Consider the following 440-nt stretch of genomic DNA (forward strand, 5'->3'; position numbering starts at 1 on the left):
GCCGGGCCACGACCTCTTCCAGGCTGAACGGCTTGGTGACGTAGTCGTCGCCGCCCGCGGTGAGCCCGGCGATCCGGTCCTCGACGGCGTCGCGGGCGGTCAGGAAGAGGACCGGCACATCGGCGTACTCGCGGCGCAGCCGGCCCAGGACGGACAGCCCGTCCATGTCCGGAAGCATCACGTCCAGGACCACCGCGTCGGGCCGGAAGTCCCGGGCGGCCCGGACCGCCCCGGCTCCATCGCCCGCACTGCGCACCTCCCACCCCTCGTACCGCAGGGCCATCGAGAGCAGCTCGGTGAGCGGAGCCTCGTCGTCCACGACCAGGACCCGCACGGGGGTACGGTCCGGCCTGAGCAGTTCGGTACGCCCCTGGGGCGAGGTCGTCATCGTCATGGGAACCACTCTGTGAGTCACCCGTGAGAGAAGCCTGACCCGTTTC

General features: G+C 71.1%; 1 protein-coding gene. It reads right to left on the reverse strand.

The window, feature by feature from the left end; translation table 11 throughout:
* On the reverse strand, window positions 1–394 hold a 394-nt coding region (locus AC0AIB_RS31380), incomplete at its 3' end, for a response regulator (protein ID WP_465098108.1).
* Window positions 395–440: the final 46 nt, after the last annotated feature.

The organism is Micromonospora sp. DSM 43699, from assembly GCF_055517075.1.